The 15,940-nt window shown below is 69.8% G+C and carries 14 protein-coding genes; 3 read left to right on the forward strand and 11 right to left on the reverse strand.

The genetic code is table 11. The features are described from left to right. Positions 1–145 precede the first annotated feature (145 nt). Both AB0K12_RS34875 and AB0K12_RS34880 read left to right on the forward strand, forming a co-directional pair. Entirely contained in the window at positions 146–634 is a 489-nt protein-coding gene (locus AB0K12_RS34875) for a MarR family transcriptional regulator (RefSeq protein WP_364571004.1), read from the forward strand. Continuing rightward, complete coding sequence (locus AB0K12_RS34880) at positions 631–1,965, forward strand: MFS transporter (protein ID WP_364571006.1); 1,335 nt, start codon at positions 631–633, stop codon at positions 1,963–1,965. The genes AB0K12_RS34875 and AB0K12_RS34880 overlap by 4 nt, the downstream gene beginning before the upstream one ends. A gap of 393 nt (positions 1,966–2,358) precedes the next feature. On the opposite strand, the gene AB0K12_RS34885 is transcribed toward AB0K12_RS34880, so the two are convergent. The 6 genes from AB0K12_RS34885 to AB0K12_RS34910 form a co-directional block, all read right to left on the reverse strand. Further along, the gene (locus tag AB0K12_RS34885) at positions 2,359–2,511 is read right to left on the reverse strand and encodes a hypothetical protein (protein ID WP_364571008.1); all 153 of its coding nucleotides are present in this window, start codon (positions 2,509–2,511) and stop codon (positions 2,359–2,361) included. 7 nt (positions 2,512–2,518) lie between these two features. Beyond that, a complete protein-coding gene (locus tag AB0K12_RS34890; protein ID WP_364571011.1) occupies positions 2,519–2,956 on the reverse strand; it encodes a hypothetical protein in 438 nt (145 codons plus the stop codon). Positions 2,957–3,139: 183 nt separating this feature from the next. Continuing rightward, a complete protein-coding gene (locus AB0K12_RS34895; RefSeq protein ID WP_364571013.1) occupies positions 3,140–3,328 on the reverse strand; it encodes a hypothetical protein in 189 nt (62 codons plus the stop codon). 589 nt (positions 3,329–3,917) lie between these two features. Beyond that, positions 3,918–4,256 (reverse strand): DUF1330 domain-containing protein, encoded by a 339-nt coding sequence (locus AB0K12_RS34900; protein WP_364571015.1) that lies wholly within the window; start codon positions 4,254–4,256, stop codon positions 3,918–3,920. A 123-nt stretch (positions 4,257–4,379) separates the two neighbouring features. Next, positions 4,380–4,748: a nuclear transport factor 2 family protein gene (locus AB0K12_RS34905; protein ID WP_364571017.1), complete on the reverse strand. Its 369-nt coding sequence runs from the start codon at positions 4,746–4,748 to the stop codon at positions 4,380–4,382. Positions 4,749–5,192: 444 nt separating this feature from the next. Continuing rightward, positions 5,193–5,822 (reverse strand): LysE family translocator, encoded by a 630-nt coding sequence (locus AB0K12_RS34910; protein WP_364571019.1) that lies wholly within the window; start codon positions 5,820–5,822, stop codon positions 5,193–5,195. A 76-nt stretch (positions 5,823–5,898) separates the two neighbouring features. On the opposite strand from AB0K12_RS34910, the gene AB0K12_RS34915 reads away from it, so the two are divergent. After that, positions 5,899–6,369: a GNAT family N-acetyltransferase gene (locus tag AB0K12_RS34915; protein ID WP_364571021.1), complete on the forward strand. Its 471-nt coding sequence runs from the start codon at positions 5,899–5,901 to the stop codon at positions 6,367–6,369. A gap of 500 nt (positions 6,370–6,869) precedes the next feature. Here the strand turns inward: AB0K12_RS34915 and ettA are convergent, their stop codons facing one another. The 5 genes from ettA to AB0K12_RS34940 form a co-directional block, all read right to left on the reverse strand. Continuing rightward, positions 6,870–8,534: an energy-dependent translational throttle protein EttA gene (ettA, locus tag AB0K12_RS34920; protein WP_364571023.1), complete on the reverse strand. Its 1,665-nt coding sequence runs from the start codon at positions 8,532–8,534 to the stop codon at positions 6,870–6,872. A 391-nt stretch (positions 8,535–8,925) separates the two neighbouring features. Then, entirely contained in the window at positions 8,926–10,272 is a 1,347-nt protein-coding gene (locus AB0K12_RS34925) for a GGDEF domain-containing protein (RefSeq protein WP_364571025.1), read from the reverse strand. An 838-nt stretch (positions 10,273–11,110) separates the two neighbouring features. After that, positions 11,111–11,770 carry a single-stranded DNA-binding protein gene (locus AB0K12_RS34930; protein WP_364571027.1) on the reverse strand — a complete coding sequence of 220 codons (660 nt, stop codon included), beginning with the start codon at positions 11,768–11,770 and terminating at the stop codon, positions 11,111–11,113. A 373-nt stretch (positions 11,771–12,143) separates the two neighbouring features. Beyond that, complete coding sequence (locus AB0K12_RS34935) at positions 12,144–13,766, reverse strand: GTP-binding protein (RefSeq protein ID WP_364571029.1); 1,623 nt, start codon at positions 13,764–13,766, stop codon at positions 12,144–12,146. Beyond that, entirely contained in the window at positions 13,763–15,688 is a 1,926-nt protein-coding gene (locus AB0K12_RS34940) for a GTPase (RefSeq protein WP_364571032.1), read from the reverse strand. The genes AB0K12_RS34935 and AB0K12_RS34940 overlap by 4 nt, the downstream gene beginning before the upstream one ends. Positions 15,689–15,940: the final 252 nt, after the last annotated feature.

Genomic DNA, 15,940 nt, shown 5'->3' on the forward strand with positions numbered 1-15,940 from the left:
GCTCCTCTCAGGAGGTTAGCGGCTTCAAGGCGCGGCCCTCCTCCATGGCGCCGTCTTCCCGCTTGCGGTGACCGCGTTCCCTTGGTGGAGGGCGAGCCCTCCGGATGCTGATCTCCAAATATCGTAGCACTGTTATATTAGCGCTGTGACATCTCTGGACCCCACCCTCGTACCCGATCCCTGGCACGCCCTGCACGAGCTCCTGGCGGCCATGGACGCCGAGATCGAGCAGGTCTACCTCGAGCGTGGCCTCAAGGGAGTGCGGCCCCGGTTCGCCTATCCGCTGATCCGGCTCGCCCACACCGGACCGCTCACCATCCGCGAGCTCGCCGAGTCCTTGAACCGCTCGCACTCTGCGATCAGCCAGACCATCGCCGCGATGCGCAAGGAGGATCTGGTCACCTCGGAGCCGGGACCTGATGCCCGCACCCGGCGGATCAGCCTGACCGAGCGCGGCCGGTCGCTGGTGCCGTTCCTGGAGGCGGAGTGGCGCGCCACCCACGACACGGTCGCCGAGCTGGACAGCGAGCTGCCGTATGCGATGACCGCCGTGGTCGAGGACGTGCGGCGGGCGCTGGAACGCCGGTCGATGCGGCAGCGGATCCTGCACCACCTTGCCGAGCCACCACGATGAGGCGGGTTCGGGTCCGGTTCATCGACACCCGCCCGCTGCGTTGCAGCCGGCCGTTTCGCCACCTGTGGATCGGCACCTCGGTCTCTCAACTCGGCGGACAAGTCGCCAACGTGGCGGTGCTGGCGCAGGTCTGGGACCTGACCGGCAGTCCCGTGGCCACCGGCGCCATCGGGCTCGCCACCGGCCTGCCGGCGGTGCTGTTCGGGCTGCTCGGCGGCACGCTGGCCGATACCGTCGATCGCCGTGTGGTGATGCGGGCCACTACCGCGGGCCACTTGCTGGCTGCCGCGGGGCTGTGTGCCCAAGCTCTGGCGGGCAACCGGAACGTGTTGTCACTGCTCGCCCTGGTCGCCTTGGCAAGCAGTTGCAGCGCTCTCGGAGTTCCTGCCCGGCGCGCCTTCCCGGTGCGGCTGTTGCCAGGTGACGAGGTCGCGGCCGGTCTTGCGCTGACCAATATGTCGTTCCAGGTGGCGATGCTGGCAGGTCCCGCACTGGCTGGGCTGATCATCGCCTGCTGGGATCTCCCTGCCGCCTACGGGGCCCAGACCGTGGCCCTGGTGGTGTCGATGCTCGCGACGATCCGTCTACCCGTCATGCGGCCAGAAGGCACCGGCGCGGCGGGCGGCAGGCCCCGGCCGAAGCGTGGGGGCTGGCAGATCGTTCTGCGCCGTCCCACGCTGTGGGGCTCGATGGCCACCGACCTGTCCGCGACGCTGCTCGCCATGCCCGTTGCCCTCTTCCCGCTGGTCAACGACCTCCGCTTCGGGGGAGACCCGCAGACTCTGGGCCTGTTCCTGTCGGCTGTCGCGGTCGGAGGGATCACGGCCGGTCTGCTCTCCGGCACGGTGACGAGCCGGCGCCGCGCCGGCCTGCTGCAGCTGTCCGCAGCGGGTGTCTGGGGCCTGGCGCTGGCCTGTTTCGGCCTGGCCGGGCCGTTGTGGATGGCGCTCGGCTGCCTGGCCGTGGCGGGCGCCGCCGACACCGTTTCCGTCGTCACCCGCAGCGCCCTGGTCCAACGGGAGACTCCGGACGCCTACCGGGGCCGGGTCTCCTCGGTGGAACACGTTATCGGCGTCGCCGGCCCCGAGCTCGGCAACTTCCGCGGCGGCCTGCTGGCGTCGGCCACCTCCGCCTCCTTCTCCCTGGTCTTCGGCGGGCTGTCTGCCGTCCTGGCGATCGTCGTCGTGTCCGCGGCCAACGCCCCCCTCCGGACCTACCGCCTGCCGCCTGCCGCCGGGACGCCTGTCGCCCCCGGAACCGACGACGCGGCGGCGGCCGCCGGGCCGCCCGTCAGCGACACCGCGCTCATCGACGACCTCCGCCGTCCTTGAGCTGGTCGTCGCAAGTGGGTCTCATCGGCGTCCCCGGAAGGTTCGCCGCAGATCGTCGCCCCACTCATGCGGGCGACGAAGGTGATCCCGGTCGGGGCCGGGTCCAGGAGTAGCGGTTGTTGCTGGCGTAGGTGCGGATCGAGGTGCCGATCGAGTGGGTGACCCAGAAGATCATGGCCTGGTGAGCAGGTCGGCCTTGCTGAAGACGGTCTCGATGTCGCCGCCGTTGTCGCTCCAGTAGCCGACGAGCTCTTCGAGATGGGCGCGGCGGACGCAGGAGTAACCGTCCTTCCTTGCCCGCGTCGTCCGGCCGGCACGACAGCTCCAGACGCCGCCGCAGGTCGTCCAGCACTTCGTCGAGAACGTGGATGCGGGTCGGCTGGAGCGACTACGTCACGATTGTTCCTCCTGTTCGCGTTGCTGACCGAGGTCCACCAGCCGCCTGAGTGCGGGTAGCGCGGCCACGATGGGCGCCCACTCGGCGGGGGTCAGGCGGCCGGTGAGCTCCGCGAGATGCGCGATGCGGCCGGCGCGACGCCCTTCCACGACGGCATCATCTGTGACGCCTTGGCCGTCTCTCGGTGCCGCCGGGCTTCAGCGTGGCGCTGACGGTGATCCCGCCGCCGAGGACGGCGTTCACCGACAACCGGCCGTCCCATGCCGCGAACCGCGCCTGGGCCACCTGGAGGCGTTCGGCGAGCCGGCCCGGCGGCAGCCCGATGCCGTCGCCGCTGACAGTCAGGCGCAGGCCGCGGGCACCCGCGGTCAGCGCGAAGCCCACGTGCCGCACCGTGCCGTCGGCCTCGAAGCCGGCCAGGATGTCGAGGACCGTGGCCTGGACGAGCTCCGCGAGCGGGAGGGCCAGGGGCTCGCGGGGAAGTGCCCACACCTCCACCGCGATCCCGGTCGCGCCGGACCAGTGCTCGAGGTGCGCGCGCAGGTCTCGTGCGGGCGCGATCCGCTCGTCGGGGCGGAGTCCGTCCAGAGTCATGGTCTTCCTTAGCTGTCGATACGGTGATGCCGGCTCAGGGGGCGGGGCGCAGCAGGCCGTACAAGTCAGTGATCGTTCCGGGCGCGGGCGTTCCTGGCGTTCCAGGCGGCAGCGCGGCCGAGCAGGCCCTGGCGCAGGCGGGCCACCGGCGCCTCGGCCGCAGGCGCGGCGTCGGCCGTGCGGTCAGTGATCCCGCCGAACAGGTTGTCCAGCTTCAGCTCGCCGGTGGCGACGGGCGAACCAGGAGTACCGGCCGTAGTAGCGCCGTCCCTGCACCACGCCGCCGGACGCGTCGCGGACCACCCGGTAGATGGCGGGGTAGCCGATCGCCTTGCCGCCGATGACGACCGTGTCGTGGGCTCCGTACATCACGCTGTCGCCGCCGGCGGCGATGCGCCGCGGCCGACCGGTCGATGAAGGTCTGCGCCTGAGAGGAGATCGAGCCCTCGGTCACCGGGCCCTCCGCCTGGTGGCCCACGAGGGCCCGGCGAACGTGGTGAGAGTCAGGGCGCTCAGCAGGGCAGCGGCAAGTAACCGCTTCTTGGTCATGGTCGTTCTTCTCTTCGGGCGCCTGAGACGGGCGCCGGTCGGGATGCTTGCGAGAAGAGTCGTGCATGCGACCGACGTGGCCGTGTGGCCGACGTGGCGCATGCCGATGTGACCGATGCGGCCGCTGTGACTGAGGCGACCGTCGCGGCTGTCGGCAATGATCAAGGCCACGTCGAGGCCCGCCGGCCTCCGGGCGAAGCGGGCGAGATCAGGGTGAGAGGAGCGCACCGGCAGGGCGTCCGCGAAGGTGAAGCCGGCTGCCGGTGTCGCCCGTCGGCTCGGTGTGTCCCGACGGCGCCTCGTCGGCAACGTCGACAGAGGTGGGCCTCGGCGCGCGACGGTCATGGCGGGTCGCCCGCTCGGCGCGGTGCGGTCCTGCCATGCAGAGTGTTGGAGTGTGCCGGTGTCTCCGTCAGGCGGAGCGCAGTGCAACGGCCATCTCGGCCGAGTCGTGGTCGGGGTCGACACCGTCCACGATGATCAGGTCACCTTCGAGATGGGCGGTGCGGAGCGGCTTGATCTCCTGGTAGGCGGCCGAGTCGTAGAAGTCGCGCGCGTGTGCCATCGACGGGAACTCCACCAGCACGACGTCTCCGGGCCACTGTCCCTCCCGGACCTCCATCGCGCCTCCGTGCACGAGGAACCGGCCGGAGAAGGGGTCCAACGCCGACTGGACCCTCTCCAGGTACTCCAGCACCTCGGGGTGGACCTCGGCGGACTTGCGAAGATGCGCGAGCATGTAAGCGGTCATCGTTCCTCCTTTTGGGTACGGGTGCGCCAGGCGCCGCTGATCCCCTGGGTACGGCCGGACATGACGCCGACGGCGTCCCGGCAGCCCAGGGCAGGGCACTCGGTCGATCTCGCCCGCGTGGGCTCAGGCTCCGGCCGGCACCCGGTCGAGAAACCCGAGCACCTGGCTGATGCGGCCGTCGTCGCCGATCACGACGACGTCGAAGCCGATGACAAGCGGATCGGCGCCCGCGGCACCGAGATGCCAGGTGAAGCGGGCGATGTCGTGGTGCGCGTCGACGGGCCCGCCCAGGCTGAACCGCAAACCCTCGAACTGCTCCTGCACCGCCGCGATGGTGGCGTTTAGGCCGTCGCGACCCCGGACCGCCACCACCGGGTCGGTGTACGTGGCGTCCTCGGCGAACACATCCGCGATGAGAGCCTGCCGCGCGTCCGGGCGGATCTCGTTCCACGCCGCCAGATAGCGTTCCACCAGTTCGTTCCTGTCGCTCATGACCTGTCTCCTCCATGATCGTTCCTGCGGCCCACGTCCTGGTACAGAACAGGTGGATCCCGCGCTTATCCGAGCGTTTCGGACATCCATAAGCCTGGCGTCCTGGAGTCCCAGGAACAATCTCAAGTCCGGTAACGTGCGATAACCTGCGACTAATCGCTGAAAGGGCGCGCGCAGGGATTCCACATGGCGCCGCCCCGTTCGACCGCGACAACAGTGATGCAGAACCTCACGCGGTAGTGAGAGTCATGACTTGAGCCGCTGCAGGATGACCGACCATCCGAACCTCCCGGCGCCGCGCCGAACCGCCACGGCTCCGGCTGAGGCGAGGAAGAGCCGCCTCTACGGCCACAGCGCCAAGGGCGAACGCCCGGACGACTGGGCTGTGACCGGCGTGCCATCCGCGATCGAAGCCCTGGCTACGGCATTGACAGTTTCACCTGGTCAGCGTTCGACCGCGAGAGTGACACCCAGGCCGATGAATACGCTCCCGGTTGCCGCATCGATCCGGCGGCGCACTGCCTGACGGCGGTGCAGCCAGCCGCCGATCTTTCCGGCCAGCACGCCGACCGTCGCGTCGGCCACGAACTCCAGGGCGATCAGGATGGTGCCGAGAATGGCGAACTGCAGCCAGACGGGTCCCGCCGCCGGATCGATGAACTGCGGAAGAAAGGCGATCATGAACGTGAATGTCTGCGGGTTGGCCATGGAGGAGACCACGCCGTTGAGAAAGGCCCGCCGGCCCGACATCCCGCTGACCGCCGGCTCATCGGCCGGAGCCTTCTTCCGATTGCGGATCATCTGGATGCCAAGGTAGATCAGATACGCTGCGCCGGCGAAACGTAGCACCGTGAAAACGACGGGGAACGCCGTCAGCAGCACGGCAAGCCCCGCAGCGGCCGCGACGATGTACAGCGCGTCTCCTGTGATGATCCCGACTGTGGCCAGCAGCCCAGCGCGGACGCCGCCGCGGACCCCACATCCGAGCACGAACAGCATGTCGGGTCCTGGAGTGACTAAGGCGACAATAGTGGTGACCGTGAACATGGCAAGCAGATGGGCATCGATAGGCATCTGGTGATTCTCCCATCTCGGGCCAGTACCGGCCGCGGGTGCCGCCAATGGACGCGACCGCAACCCCCACCCCTGCTTGCCGACAGGGCCGCCCACCGTCGATCTCATAGTCACCATCTCCGCCGACCACGACCCCGCGATCCAGCGGCTGGTCCGCGCCCTCGATGCCGACCTCGCCGCCCGCTACCCTGACGACCCCACCATCACCGCCGCCCGGCTCGGCCCGGCCGCTCGCTTCCTGCTCGCTGAGCTCGACGGCCACCCAGTCGGCTGCTGCGCCATCCAGCCCACCGCCGGCGGTGCCGAACTGAAGCGCATGTATGTGACTCCGCAGGCACGCGGCCGCGGCGTCGCCAGGCGACTGCTGGCCGAAGCCGAAGACCTCGCCACCGCCCTCGGCCACCGTCGGATCCGCCTGGAGACCGGCATCCACCAACCCGAAGCCATCGCCTTGTACACGCGCACCGGCTACATGCCCGTCCCGGCCTATCCGCCCTACCAGCACGACCCGCTCAGCCGCTGCTACGCCAAGCCACTGTCACCGTGAAGCTCATGCCCGTCGTACCGAAACCGGGAACGCACCGCATCGCTCAAGAAGTCACCCCGGATGTGGCTTCACCGTCGGCGTTGCGGCCTCTCCACACCGGATGGTTGCCGTCGCCCGACCCGCTGGGGTCGTGTCAACCTGAAACCGCAGGCCAAGGGACGGATCCAGCACTCTCTCTCGGTAGCGGTGCGCTGGCTCAGCGACCGGGTGATGCGAGCCCTTCACCGCTGGGGCGCAGTCTGTGCGGGACGGCTGCGACCGAGGCGGCGAAGGCGCCACGACGCACAAAAGCCGGCACCGCCGCAAACCCCCTCGGCACCAGGACATCACGGCACCGCCGGCCCCAGCCCGGTCCCACCGGTGTCGCCGCGCCCAACCCACCCGCACCACCGACGCCCTAAACGCCGAAACCACCACCCTCGGCGTACTGCCGAGAAGCGCCTGACGGTGGTGGCGGCGTGTGTCTGAGTGCGTGCCTCGGGAAACCCGGGACTACGGGATCAGTCGCGGTGGAGCTTGCGGTAGGTCACCCGGTGCGGGCGGGCCGCGTCGGCGCCCAGCCGCTCGATCTTGTTCTTCTCGTAGTCGGCGTAGTTGCCCTCGAACCAGAACCAGTTGGACCCTTCCTCCCAAGCCAGGATGTGGGTCGCGATGCGGTCGAGGAACCACCGGTCGTGGGAGGTGATCACGGCACAGCCCGGGAAGTCGAGCAGCGCGTTCTCCAGCGACGACAGGGTCTCGGTGTCGAGGTCGTTGGTCGGCTCGTCGAGCAGCAGCACGTTGCCGCCCTGCTTGAGGGTGAGCGCCAGGTTGAGCCGGTTACGCTCGCCACCCGACAGCACGCCGGCCTTCTTCTGCTGGTCAGGGCCCTTGAACCCGAACGCCGCGATGTAGGCCCGCGACGGCATCTCCACGTTGCCGACCTTGATGTGGTCGAGCCCGTCGGAGACGACCTCCCAGACGTTCTTGCTCGGATCGATGCCGCCCCGGCTCTGGTCGGCGTACGAGATCTTGACCGTGTCGCCGATGATGATGGAGCCCTCGTCGGGCGTCTCGCCACCGGTGATCATGCGGAACAGCGTCGTCTTACCGACACCGTTGGGACCGATGACGCCGACGATGCCGTTACGCGGCAGGTCGAACGTCAGCCCCTCCATGAGCAGCCGCTCGCCGAAGCCCTTGGTGAGCTTTTCCGCCTTGATCACCGTGGTGCCCAGACGCGGGCCCGGCGGGATCTGGATCTCTTCGAAGTCGAGCTTGCGGTATTTGTCGGCCTCGGCGGCCATCTCCTCGTAGCGCTGCAGACGGGCCTTGCTCTTGGTCTGGCGGGCCTTCGGGTTGGACCGCACCCACTCCAGCTCATCCTCCAGGCGCTTCTTGCGCTTGGCGTCCTTCTGGCCCTCGACCTTGAGCCGCTGGGCCTTCATGTCGAGGTAGGTGGAGTAGTTGCCCTCGTAGGGGTAGCACCGGCCCCGGTCGAGCTCGAGGATCCAGGTCGCGACGTTGTCGAGGAAGTAGCGGTCGTGGGTGACGGCCAGGACGGTGCCCGCGTACTTCTCCAGGTGCGACTCCAGCCACTGCACGCTCTCGGCGTCGAGGTGGTTGGTGGGCTCGTCGAGCAGCAGCAGATCGGGCGCCTCGAGCAGCAGCTTGCACAGCGCCACCCGGCGGCGCTCACCACCGGACAGCTTCGAGACGTCGGCGTCGGGCGGCGGGCAGCGCAGCGCGTCCATCGCCTGCTCCAGCTGGCTGTCGAGGTCCCACGCGTTGCGGTGCTCGAGCTGCTCCTGGAGCTTGCCCATCTCCTCCAGCAGCTCGTCGCTGTAGTCGGTGGCCATCTGCTCGGCGATCTCGTTGTAGCGCTGGAGCATCGCCATCGTCTCGGCGACACCCTCCTGCACGTTGCCGAGGACGGTCTTCTCCTCGTTGAGCGGCGGCTCCTGCTGAAGCATGCCGACCGTGAAGCCCGGCATCAGCTTGGCCTCACCGTTGGACGGCTGCTCCAGGCCGGCCATCATCCGGAGCAGCGTCGACTTCCCGGTGCCGTTCGGCCCCAGGACACCGATCTTGGCTCCGGGCAGGAACGACAGCGTGACGTCGTCAAGGACAACCTTGTCGCCGTGCGCCTTGCGCACGCGCTGCAGCGTGTAGATGTTCTCCGGCATGCCATCTAGCTTAGGGGCTCCCAACCCGGGCTACCGCCGCTCCCGCCCGTCAACCCGACCAGCAACCACCCGAGTCCCGGGCTGTCACCCCCGACATGCAGGAACACACCTCCTCGCGGGGAAGCAAGACTCAAGGGGCAACACAACCCTCCCCACCCCGCCCACCCAAAGGTCCACACCCACGCCCCCGCCCGTCGGCACCGGCGCTTTCGCCGATGACCGCCGTCCTGACAGCGCTGACACCACACGCCGCACACAGCGGCGGGCCGGCGGGCCGGCGGGGTGGAAAGGAGACGGCCTGCGGATGCCGGACGAAGGGAAACGACGTGCGGATGCCGGCAAAAGGGAACGGACATGCGGATGCCGGACGAGGAGAGGCCGGGTGGCCTGGTCAGGGGGTGGGGTCGGGGTCGGGGTCCTGCGGCGCGGGGGTGGGGTCGGGGGGTGGGGTGGTGTCCGTAGGGAGGGGGTGGGGTGGCGAGGACGGGACGGCGGGGATGCAGACGCGGTCGCGGCCCAGCTCCTTGGCCCGGTAGAGCGCCAGATCGGCGGCCGTCAGCAGGTCGATCAGGTCGTCACCGTGCACGCTCATCAACGCCACACCCGTCGAGACCGTGACTTTGACCAGGGTGTCCTCGACGGGGACGGCCATGTGGCTGATGTGCACGCGCAGGCGTTCGGCGACGCGGCGGGCCTCGTCGATGTCGGCGCCGGGCAGCAGCACCACGAACTCCTCACCGCCGAACCGGCCGACCACGTCGTAGTCGCGCAACTGGCTGCGCAGCATGGACGCCACCCCGACCAGCACCTCATCGCCGACGAGGTGGCCGTGAGCGTCGTTGACGCGCTTGAAGTGGTCGATGTCGATGATGAGGAGCGCCAGGGACTCGCCGGTGCGCCGCGCTCGTACGATCTCGGTGTCGGCCTCGCGCTGCCAGGCGGCCGCGTTGAGCAGCCCGGTCTTGGCGTCCGTACGGGCGGCGGCCTGGAGCTGCGCGTGCAGGAGGCTGCGCTGCAACAGCACCACGGGCGGAAGCGCGAGCAGCAGCAGAGCCATGTTGAGCCCGCACGCGATCGAGACCGTGACGCCCAGGCACAGCTCGACGATGTCCAGCAGCACGCTCTCCCGGTCCCACAGCACCTCGCGCCACGTCATGTCGGGGTCGGCGGTGTGCGCGGCGATGGCGATGAGCGCCATGTTGAGCACCGAGAAGAGCGCGGCGGCGGCCACCGCGAACATGATCGGCGCCCCGCTCCCCTGGGCCAGCACCGACGGGTCGGGAACGAACCAGTGGAAGCCCAGGGACGCCGTGCACCCGGCGAGCCCGATGGCGGCCGAGCTGAACACCCGGCGGTAGAGGACGGTGGCGCGTACCCGCACCTGGAGCAGGATCTGCAGCACGATGGGGGCGAAGAGCGCGTACACCGGCGGGAGGAGCAGCGCCACCGGCAGCCACCACGCCGACAGCAGGTCGCGCGACACTCCGGCGGGCATGCCGAGCCGCCTGGTCGCTTCGATGCAGACAGCGCCGCACGCCATGAGAGCGGCGAACGTCAGCGCGTCCCGCCACTGGAAGACGGTGAACGCCGAGAGCATGACGATCGCGGCGAGATCAAGAGCGACGATCGCGCACAAGTAGCCGACCAGCGGGCGACGTTGCCCGAGCAATGGCCAGCGGTCGGTCAGTGTTGACACTCCGTCGCGAGGCTTGATCGAGGCGTGACTGGTCACCGCCATCTCGTCTCCTCTCAGACTAACGATGTGTAACACAATAATTGCGGAGTGTGCGATGTGCGATGGGAACCGATACGTTTGGCAATGACCACACCTGCTCAATTCGCGAGCGGGCCATGACGGACAGCCGCGCTGGAAAGGAGCAACCATGGTGCGGGGCGTTACCTGGACATGACAGGTGCTCTAGCCCACTGAGGCGGGCAACACACCATCGGCCGTCCCTCGGGGGCGTTCGCGAAATTCCGGCCGGTGCCCCCCTCCCCCCTCCCGCCTCACCACCAGCCGAGTCACACCGCCCCAACGGCACGCACCCCACCTCCCCACCCCCTGCTCCCTCCCGCCAAACTCCCTCCGCCCAACTCCCTCCGCCCGACTCCCTCCGCCCAATTGCCTCCGCCCAACTCCCTCCCGCCCGACTCCCTCCCCCGCCAGATCCCCCTTGCGCCCGTCCGCACCTCTCCCCCGACCTCCCGCCCGTTCCCCTTTCCTGCTTGCGCGCGGCGCATGCGCGCCACCTCGGCGGCATGGGGCTGGTGACGACCTCAGACGCTGCCGGCTGCGGGCCAGGGAAGCTGAGCGGTAAGCGGTGAGCGCGCCCGCCACCCGCTGGGCGTGCAGGGTAAGCGCCCGCGACCCGCTGGGCATGCAGGGTAAGCGCCCGCGACCCGCTGGGCATGCAGGGTAAGCGCCCGCGACCCGCTGGGCATGCGGGTGAGCGCGCCCGCCGTCCGTTGGCGTGCATGGTGGACGCGGATGCCGGCGCGTTCCGCGATGTCCCGTGCCGCACGGCGGTCAAGGCCGATGCGGCGCTGGCCTATGCGGCACGGGGCATGGTTGCCGGTCAGGCGGCGGCGCGTTCTTCTGCTGCCGGGTGGTCTTGCTCCTCAGTCGCTGCCGTCGCCTCGGAGTCGTTTGCGGTGGTGGTGGCGGTCAGGATGCGGACTGTGTCGTCGTTCGGGCCCAGGGTGCGGACGAGGGCGTTGCCCGATCTGGTGTCCTGAGCCGATGGCTGCTGCTGCTCCGAGTTCGCGGCGGTGAAGTCGGGCATGGGGGCGCGGCTGGGGCGGGTGCCCATGGCCCAGTCGCGGGTCTCCTCGTCGAGCTTGTCGCGCATCTCCTTGCTCATCGAACCGATGCCGCTGCGCCCGGGCTTGGTGAACACGCCCGTGCCCCACCGCAGGTCGTGGCCCACGGCGCTGGCCTCGATCTCGGGCATGAAGCGGCGGTCTCCGTCGGTGCCGAACTCACGGATGCGGAGCTTGCCCGACACCACCACCGGCTGCCCCGCGCGTATGGACGCCGCGACGTTCTCCCCGAGCGCACGCCAGCAGCGGACCGTGAAGCAGACCTTCTCGCCGTCCGTCCACTGGCCGGTCTTCCTGTCGAAGTAGCGATGTGAGGTGAGGACCTTCAGTGAGGTGACCCTCGTGCCCTCGTCGAAGCTGTACTGCCTGGGCTCGGCTGCGACGTTACCGGTGAGCGTGATGTAGATGTCGTTCATCCCATGCCTCCCATGCGGCGGGCCCGCTGCCCGCGACCTGGGCAATACGGTGCCGTGGAAGGGCAGGGGCGGGGACGTCCGAACGCGGTTCTGTGGAGGGGGAACAACAATGGGCGTCGCCTGTGGATAAGGGTGCCTGTTCGCGATGGCGGCACCACAGGCGCCGGTAGGCGCCGGTCAATGGTGGCGGTGTCTCTAAGCGCTGAGCAGCGATGGTGGTGCCTCCACACGCTGAGCAGCGATGGTGGTGCCTCCACACGCTGAGCAGCAGTGGTGGTGCCTCCACACGCTGAGCAGCAGTGGTGGTGACGTAAGAGCCGCCGCATGGGAAAGGCTGCCCGCTCGTCCGAACGCGGGCAGCCTCCAACACCCCTCAGACGGACAAGTCCCGCATGGCCGTGTAGAAGGCGTGGTGCCGTTTCAGCTCTTCCTCCACCGGCTCCACGACCATGGTCGCCGACACGGCCGCGACGCGCCGGCGCATCTCCCGCTCGAGACGCTCCCGCTCCCGCGAAGCGCCCAGCTCGACGAAGTTCCGGGAGGCGATGCCGGACAAAGCCCCCAACCCCAGGACGGACGCCATCATCAGCCCCACCCACGGCAACGTCGCACTGTCGCCCAGGAGCTCCAGGGCGTCCGGCAACTGACCGGGCATGAGCAACCCCACGACCAGCCAGGCGAGCCCGGCCACGAACGCCAGCACCAGCAGGTACTGCCAGACCTTGAGCACCCACCACCACACCGGTACGCGATCGAGCTGCGGCGCCACCTCGGCGAGATCCTCGGTGAGCGCCTGCGGCAAACCCCTGGACCGGCCACGAGCCGCCTTGTACACGGCCGTCCGCCACACCGGATGCATGCCGCCGGACAGCCCGTCGGCCAGCGCCTGCACCGCGTTCGCCACCTCGGCCGACTGCGCGGTGACCGACGTGGTGCTGATGCCGCGGATCTCCTCCGCGACGTCGTCGAGCTTGAGGCTCTTCAGCGGATCGGCACGGAACTTCCCCGCCCACCGCGGGTACGGCCACCCGACATACCGGTTCGACCGTTCGGCGTACATGTTCTCCATGGCCTCGCCCACGGCCGGCACACCCACCGCGTCGCACAGCGCGTCGGTGAGCCCCATGCGGCGGGCCTCGTCGACCGCGGACGGCGCCGACAGGGCCTCGCCCATCGGCATGGCCTGGCTGAGCTTCTGCTCCAGCCGCTGCAGGTCGGCTTCGAGCTTCTGGATGGCGGCCCTGCGCCGGGCGACCGCGGTGGCGATCACGCTCTTGAGGCTCTCGACGCCGCGGCCGGTGACGGCGGAGGTCGGTACGACGCTGGGGTGCTCGACGCCTTCCTTGCGCAGCAGGTCGTTGAGGTCGATGACCAGCTCGGCCAGCTCTTCCGTGGTCAGCCGGTCGGCCTGGTTGAGCGCGAACACGGTGACCGCGTCGTGCCCGGCCAGCTCGGTGACGTAGCGCCGGTGCGTGGACGCGTCGGCGTACTTCTGCGGGTCGAGCACCCACACCACCAGGTCGGCCAGCCCGATCAGCCGGTCGGCCTCGGTGTCGGTGAGCGCCCTGATCGAGTCGTGGTCGGGCAGGTCGAGCAGGATCAGCCCGTGCAGCTGGCTGTCGCCCTTGTCGAGCGCGCTCGCCCGGGAGAAGCGGTGACGCCACTGGATCTGCAGCCAGTCGAGCAGTGGCCCCGATCCGTCGAGCCCCCACACGCAGGCGTGGGTACGGGCGGTGGTGGGCCGGCGTACGCCGGTGGGCGACAGCTCCAGCCCCGAGATGGCGTTGAACAGCGATGACTTGCCGCTGCCCGTGCCGCCCGCGAGGGCGACGACGGTGTGCTCGGACGACAGCTTGAGCCGGTCGCCGGCGCGCAGCAGCAGCGCACTGGCCTCGTCGAGCAGCTTCTGGTCGAGCCGCCCCTGGCCCAGCTCCACCACTTTGGCGAGCGCGGACAGCCGCGGGGCGAGCCCCGGCCTGGTGGTCGTGGTGGTCATCGAGCGACCTCGAGGTTGTACGTAGCCTGGTAGAGGCGGGTTGCGACGGACTCGTCCGGAATGCCGGCGGAGTCGAGCGCCTTCACGTAACGCATGGCTTCCTCGTCGAAGAGCATGCCGATCCTGGCCCGGAGATCACTGAATGCCTTGGTGCCGATGCCGCGCAGGGACTCGGCGCCGAGCAGGGCGTTGACCAGCCGGTGCGGCACGCCCTCGCCGTTGCCCCCGCTGAACATGGCCACCATGAAGATCAGGGCGAGCGACTCGGGGTCGAACGAGACGATCTTCGACACCGAGCGCTTGGCCACGCCCTCCGTGCGTACGAGCTCGCCCAGGTGGTCCTGCCAGGACGCGATCGCGCGGCCGGTGTGGCGTACGAGGTCGTCCGACGGCCTGTCGAGGTCCTCCCCGAGCTTGGCCCCCAGCTCCGAGCGGTGCCGCCAGCGCGCCGCCACCTCCTTCGAGGCGCGGTTGGCCGCGGCGACGATCACCGACTCGAGCCCCGACCTGATCGCCGCCTTGAACGCCAGCACCCGCTCCGGCGCCTGCCTGGCCGCCCTGCCGCGCCTGCGCAGGTGCAGCGCGCGCATCAGGTCGCCGGAGCCGGCGAAGTCCTGCCAGCGGGCCAGCACCTCGCCGTGCAGCAGCGAGCCGTTCTTGGACGCCTTGTCGATGTCGCTCAACGCGCTCAGGAACGCGGCCTCGACGTCGCCGCGCAGCTCCGCCCTGATCGCGGCCCCCGCCTCCAAGTGCTTGGCCAGCGCGGGCACGCGGGTGCGGAAGCTGTTGAGCACGCCGTTCAGCGTCTCGCGTACGGCCTGCGCCCGCCTGGCCTCGTCGACCGACAGCTCCGCCAGCCACAGCCGCAGCTCCGTCACTTCGCTGTCGGGCAGCCTGCCGTCGGACACCTTCGACTCGTGGATGACGAACCGCTCGATGTCGCCCAGACCGTATTCGGTCAGCATGCGGACGAAGTGCTTGAGCACCACGTCGGCGGACTTGTCGGGCACCCGGGACAGGACGATCGCCAGCCGGGCGCCGCGCTCCTTGGCCAGGCGCAGCACGTTCCAGGCCGGCGCGTCGGCGTAGCGGGCGGCCGTCGTCACGAAGATCCACAGGTCGGCGGTGTCGAGCATGCGGCGGGCGATCTCGTGGTGCTCCTCGACCACCGAGTCGATGTCGGGGGTGTCGAGCAGCGCCACGCCCTGCGGCAGCTTCTCCGTCGGGGCGATGACCACGCTGTCCAGGCCCGCCTCGGGGGTCGGCTTGTCGAGCCGCTCAAGGCCGCCCAGCAGCTCGCCCTCCGCGAACCACTTGTGGTCCTCCGGGTGGCAGACCAGCACCGGGGTGCCGGTGGTCGGGCGGCGCACGCCCGTGCGCGAGACGTTCTTCTCGGCCAGGCTGTTGACCAGCGTGGACTTGCCCGCGCCCGTCGAACCGGCAACCACGATCAGGGCCGGGGCCGTGCTCGTCTTGATCCTCGGGACGACGTAGTTCTCGAGCTGGGCCAGCAGGGCCGCCTGCGCCTGCCGTGCCTCGGACGACCCTGGCAGGTCGTCGCAGAAGCGTACGTCGGCGATGCTCTCGCGGAGGGCGTTCAGGGCCGTCGTGAGCGCCTCGACCGTCTCGGGCGGCAACTCCTCGACCCGCTCACCGGGCCCGGGCGGCGACACCTCCGGCCACCCGGCCTCGCCCCCATCTTCCTGAGCGTCCTGGGCCTGGGCGTCTTGGTCCTGGGCGTCTTGGGACTGGGCGTCTTGGGACTGGGCGGCCTCAGCCTGCTCGCCGCCCTCCGGGGGCTCGCCAGAGGCGGCCTGCTCGCCGTCCTTCGGCTGCTCGTCGGAGCTCTGCTCGCTCTGGGACTGCGGCTCGGACGCGGCGGGCTCGGAGGTTTCCGGCTTTCCGGCTTCGTCCGCGCTCACCGGCTCATCGCGCTGCCGAGCATCCTGTACGTCACCAGCGTCGGCCGACGGGGACGGCTGTTTGCCCACCGGTGGCTGCCGCAGCACGGCCGGCTTCTCGAAGAGCGAGGGGCGCCCCGGGGAAGGCTCAGAGGACGCGGCCGGCACGTCGATGGACGGGAACGACGGCCAGTCGAGCGACGGCAGAGACGGTTCGTCCGTGGACCGATGGGAGGGCCCATCGCTGGACGGATAGGACGGCGCGTCCGTGGA

This window comes from Nonomuraea sp. NPDC049419 (assembly GCF_040676995.1).
GTDB classification, from domain to species: domain Bacteria; phylum Actinomycetota; class Actinomycetes; order Streptosporangiales; family Streptosporangiaceae; genus Nonomuraea; species Nonomuraea salmonea.